The following is a 3,576-nucleotide window of genomic DNA, read 5'->3' on the forward strand; positions in this document are numbered from 1 at the left end:
CGGCAAGGACAGCGCCGCCTGAGGCGCGCGGGGCGGACGCAGGCGCGGCCGCCCCCTCTCCGTCGGACCGGCCTCAGGCCTTCGCGAGCATCCCCGCGATCTCGTCCTTGAGCCGCATCCGCTCCTTCCGCATCGCTGTCTCGGCGGCCTGGTCCACGGGCTCCACCCCGGTCTCGGCCCGGTGCACGGCGCGGTTGACCTCGTGATAGGCGTCCATCAGCCGCGCGAAATGCGGGTTGCTCACCTTCAGCTCGTGGATCTTCTCGACGTCCTGCGGGAATTCCTCGGCCAGTTCGTGGGGGGTATGGGACATGCGCGTGTCTCCTCTGTCGTGCGTCCTGTATCGGACACGACCCTAGACCGCCGCGACGGGGCAGAACCTTGAGCCAGATCAAGCCTGCGGGAGACGCGCCGCCACGTCACTCGGCGGCCGTGTCGACCTCGCCCCGCCAGGCCCGCGTCAGCGCCTCGGGAGAGAGCACGTGCGCCATGGCGACCCCGCCGAACTCCTCGGGCTCGGCCTCGGCGAGGCGGCCGGGGAAGGCGAGCACCGGCAGGCCCGCGCGTTGCGCCGCATGTGCCGCGACGGGTGTATCCGCGACGACGACCGAGCGGCCCCGCCCGACGCCGAGCTTCTCCACGGCCAGCGCCATCGCCTCGGGGTCGGGCGCCATGCGCGCCACGTCCGAGCGGAGGATCGCCACGTCGAAGGCGATGCCCGCCCGCGCCCGCGCCGTCGCCCGGAGCAGCGCCGTGACCGGCTGAAGCTCGGCCCGGCTGACGATGGCGAGGCTGAGGCCCGCACGCGCCGCCCAGGCCAGCACGCGGCCGACGCCGGGACGCAGCGGCACCTCCTCGCCCAGCATGGCGGCGAAGAGCTTCTGGTGCGTCGCGTCGAGCGCCACCGCCTCCACCACCTGGCCGAGATGCGCCGCATAGCGCGCCGCGAGCTGACGGTCGCCGCCCGGGCGCATCAGCTCGGCATAGGTGTCCCAGGACCATTCCCAGGGCACGTCATGCATCCGGAAAGCCGCGTTCCACGCGGCGCGGTCGATCTCGGCGCATTCCGCAATGCTGCCCATGCCCCCGAAGATGACGGCTTCCAGTGTCATGCAAACCCTCCGCTTTCATGAAGGCAATGCAGACAATTGTGCCCAACAAGTTGACGGCGGGGATATTCCGCAGCGCAGCATGGCGCATTGTCTCCGCCATGAGCGATTGGCCCGTGCGCTGCTCAATTTCCGGGCTTGTCGCGGACGCGGTCCTCCATCGCCGCCGGCGCGCCGTAGCCGGGCGCCGATCCGGCGGACGCCACCCTCCGGCGAAGCTGCGCCTCGCGCAGCGCGATGTAGGTGACCGAGGCGATGATCATCGCGCCGCCGAGGATCACGAAGACGTCGACAGGCTCGGCGAAGACGAGCGCACCGAGCGCGGTGGCCCAGACGAGCTGCAGGAAGGTGACGGGCTGCGTCACCGTCAGCGGCGCCGCGCGGAAGGCCAGCGTCATCGTGTAGTGCCCGCCCGTCGCGAAGACCGCCGTGAGGAAGAGCCAGCCCAGATCGCCCCACCCCACCGGCACCCAGACCGCCAGCGCGAAGGGCAGGAGCGCGACGGTGACGGTCACCGACAGCATGAAGACCACGACCGGCGCCGGCACCTCGTCGGCGAGGATCTTCGCCAGAAGGTAGCCCACCGCGAAGGAGGCCGCCGTGAAGAGCATCGCGAAATGCCCCGGGTCGAGGTCCCGGAACCCCGGCCGCAGGATCACCAGCGCGCCGGCCAGCGCCACGAGCACCGCGATGATGCGCCGGGCCGAGATCCGCTCTCCGAGAACCAGCACGGCGAGCACCGTGACATAGACCGGATTGAGGTAGTTCATCGCCGTGACCTCGGCGATCGGGATGCGCGTCATGGCGTAGAACCAGGTGATGACGCCGAGCGAATGCGCGAGCCCCCTGATGCCGAAGAGGCCGAGCGTCCGCCGCGACAGCGTCACCGCCCGCATCGCCGGGATCATCGGCACGAGGAAGACGAGCCCCAGCACGTAGCGCAGGAACGCCGCCTGCGCGGCGGGCACGTCGTCGCCCACCATCTTTACGCTCGCCGTGACCGCCACGAAGCAGAGGCCGGTCACGATCATCCAGAACACGCCCGCGACCGGACGGCCTCCGGGGGCCGCCGCCCCCTCCGCGCTGCTCGACTGTTCCGCCATGCCCCGGAGAACACCGCAATCGCCGGGCGACCGCAAGGCCGCCTCAGCCCGAAAGCGCGAGCTTTGCCGCAAGCGCCAGCATCGTCGCCCCCACCAGTGCGTCGAGCACCCGCCAGGCGGTCGGCCGTGCGAAGACCGGCGCCACCAGCCGCGCGCCGTATCCGAGCAGCGCGAAGAAGAGGCACGACGCCGTCAGCGCCCCGGCCCCGAAGGCCCAGTGATCCGGCCGATACTGCGCCGCCACCGCGCCGATCAGGCCGACGGTGTCGAGATAGACATGCGGATTGGCCCAGGTCATCACCAGCGCCGTGCCGACCGCCGCCCGAAGGCCCATGCCCGGCCCGCCCGCCGCCTCCAGCGCACCCGGCGCCAGCGCCGCGCGCAGCGCCCGGAGCCCGTAGACGACGAGGAAGGCCGCGCCGCCCCAGCGCATGACGTCGAGCGCCCGGGGAAAGGCCTCGGCGAGCACCCCGAACCCCGCAACGCCGGCCGCGATCAGGAGCCCCTCCGACACGCAGCAGACGAGCACGACCGCCGTCACGTGCTCGGCCCGCAGACCCTGCCGCAGCACGAAGGCGTTCTGCGCCCCGATGGCGAGGATGAGCGAGAGCGACAGGGCGAAGCCTGCGGCGAATGCGGCCGTCATCGGGGTCTCCATCCGGACGGGTCCGCCTAGGCCGCCACGGCGATCTCGTCCAGCGGATTTCCACGATCCCGATCGGCATCCCCCGGGATCGCATCCGCCGCCCCCGGCCCCGCCGCCGCCGGCCCGCGCACCGGCCCCTTCGAGTGCGCGGCGGGGGCCCTCGGCGTCACGCGATCGGCAGCCTCCCGGCGCGTGCGGGCTCGGGAACCGGCTCGGCACGAGGTTCGTCCGCCGGACCCGTCCGGAGACGCCGACCGGGACCGGACGCCGCTTCTGCGGCCATGCCAAGGCCGTCGGCCTTCTCGAAGCCGCGCTCTCAACGGACTTCTCCGTCCTCCAGCCGCCCGCCAGGCCTCCCGCCCGGGCACCGGCCAATTCACCCCCCGTGCGCATCGCCCTCACCGCCGACAGGCGCGCGGCCCTCACCGCCGACAGGCGCGCGGCCCTCACCGCCGACAGGCGCGCGGCCCTCGTGCCGGAGGTGCCGGCGGCGACGGGAGCCCTCCTCGCCCTCGACGACCAGGCCCGCCGCCGAGCGCCTGCGCCCCGGCGACCTGGCCGCCGCCGTCACGCTTGCTGCGACGCCGGTGCGGGGCCGCGACGCGGTGCCTCCCGGCGCGCGCGTCCACCCCCCCGGTCGCGTCGCCCCAAGCGTGACGGCGGGGGCCAGGGCGCCGGGGGGCGGGGCCTCGGCGGGGGGCCTGGGCGGCGAGGGGGC

Annotated in this window: 4 protein-coding genes; all 4 read right to left on the reverse strand. The window is 73.4% G+C overall.

The window, feature by feature from the left end; translation table 11 throughout:
- Positions 1–73: 73 nt before the first annotated feature.
- Positions 74–313 (reverse strand): YdcH family protein, encoded by a 240-nt coding sequence (locus tag ACTS11_RS01745; RefSeq protein WP_442638631.1) that lies wholly within the window; start codon positions 311–313, stop codon positions 74–76.
- Positions 314–419: 106 nt separating this feature from the next.
- Positions 420–1,112: an HAD family hydrolase gene (locus ACTS11_RS01750; RefSeq protein ID WP_442638632.1), complete on the reverse strand. Its 693-nt coding sequence runs from the start codon at positions 1,110–1,112 to the stop codon at positions 420–422.
- Between the two features lie 122 nt (positions 1,113–1,234).
- On the reverse strand, positions 1,235–2,212 hold the full coding sequence (locus tag ACTS11_RS01755) for a DMT family transporter (protein ID WP_442638633.1): 978 nt from the start codon (positions 2,210–2,212) through the stop codon (positions 1,235–1,237).
- 43 nt (positions 2,213–2,255) lie between these two features.
- A complete protein-coding gene (locus ACTS11_RS01760) occupies positions 2,256–2,858 on the reverse strand; it encodes a LysE/ArgO family amino acid transporter (RefSeq protein ID WP_442638634.1) in 603 nt (200 codons plus the stop codon).
- Positions 2,859–3,576: the final 718 nt, after the last annotated feature.

Source organism: Roseicyclus sp., from assembly GCF_052168335.1.
Lineage (GTDB): Bacteria > Pseudomonadota > Alphaproteobacteria > Rhodobacterales > Rhodobacteraceae > Roseibacterium.